Annotated in this window: 1 protein-coding gene and 1 pseudogene; both read left to right on the forward strand. The window is 72.1% G+C overall.

Features of this window, described 5'->3' with window-relative positions; translation table 11 throughout:
- Positions 1 to 179 precede the first annotated feature (179 nt).
- Complete coding sequence (locus BUB17_RS25200; RefSeq protein ID WP_072921598.1) at positions 180 to 860, forward strand: hypothetical protein; 681 nt, start codon at positions 180 to 182, stop codon at positions 858 to 860.
- Positions 857 to 1,254 (forward strand): annotated as a pseudogene (locus tag BUB17_RS25205) (hypothetical protein); the annotation flags it as partial. The gene BUB17_RS25200 and the pseudogene BUB17_RS25205, both read left to right, overlap by 4 nt.

The raw sequence follows: 1,254 nt of genomic DNA on the forward strand, positions 1-1,254 counted from the left end.
CGCCGCCACGAGCGCCGCCAGCTGCTCGTAGGACGGAGCGGTCACGGACCGATCGTTCACACCCCGACCGGGATCACCCGATCACGACACGCGAGCGAGGACCTGAACAGTCACATCTGGAGAAGGCAGCCCGGACGCCGTGCGTCGACGACCGAGGAGATCCGCCGGAGCCCACGGAAGTGCTGGAGCGGCTCACCGCCGAGCGGATCGGACGCCGGGAGCTATGGCCGCTTGATCCCGGCGCCTGGGACGAGGACACCTTCTACGACCTCATTGAGATGGTGCACGACCTGGTGGCCCGCCCTCGGGACCGCTGGACGCACGACTTCGGCGACTGCGGGTTCCACTACGGCTCCTTCGCCGTCCGCACCGGACAAGCGGTGTACCGCTGGAGAGTCAACGAGCTACTCGCCCGGCACGGGGCCGATGTCCGGCTGGCCGACAACGGCGAAGACGCCGGGCGCTTGGTGCACATCGCCGGGGACGACCGGGACGAGCTGGTCGAACGGGCGCTGGCCACTCCGGACCCGCGAGACCGGGACGCCGTCCGCCATGCGATCGCCCTGTTCCGCGGCCGCGGGGCCACCCGGGAGGAAAAGCGCAGCGCAGCCGCGGCTTTGGCCCGGGTTCTCGAGGACCGCCGAGCGCTGCTCAAGCAGGAGCTGTTCAGTAAGGACGAGGGCGCCCTCTTCCAGATCGCCAACGAGTTCGACATTCGCCACCGGGGGGTCCGCGGACCCCACGGCAAGGCGCAACAGGAGGACTACGCCGACGTCTTCCTGGACTGGGTGTTCTGGTGGTACCTGGCCACCGTCGAGCTCACCGACCGGCTGCTCGCCGAGCAGAGCTCGACCCCGTGACTGCCTCGGCCGACCACCCCGCCGGGGCGCCGGCCCGGACCGCCAGCCCGGGCGCCGGCGACGCCGTCACCCTGTTGCAGGGCATACCACTGTCGCCGGAGGAGGCGGCCTACGTGGAGGCGGCGCGGGCGGCGAACACGCTGCGCGGCTACCGCTTCGACTGGGCCGAGTTCACCGCCTGGTGCACCCGCGCCGGGCTGGAGCCGCTGCCGGCGGCGCCGGCGACGATCACCGGCTACCTGACCGCACTGGCCGGCCGCGGCGCCAGGGTCGGCACGATGAGCCGCCGACTGAGCGCGATCAAGTTCGCTCACCAGCTGCGCGACCTGCCCGACCCCACCCGCAACGCCCGGGTGGTCGCCGTCTGGGAGGGCATCCGCCGCACCCACGGCGC

This window comes from Geodermatophilus obscurus (assembly GCF_900143215.1).
Classification (GTDB): Bacteria; Actinomycetota; Actinomycetes; order Mycobacteriales; family Geodermatophilaceae; genus Geodermatophilus; species Geodermatophilus obscurus_A.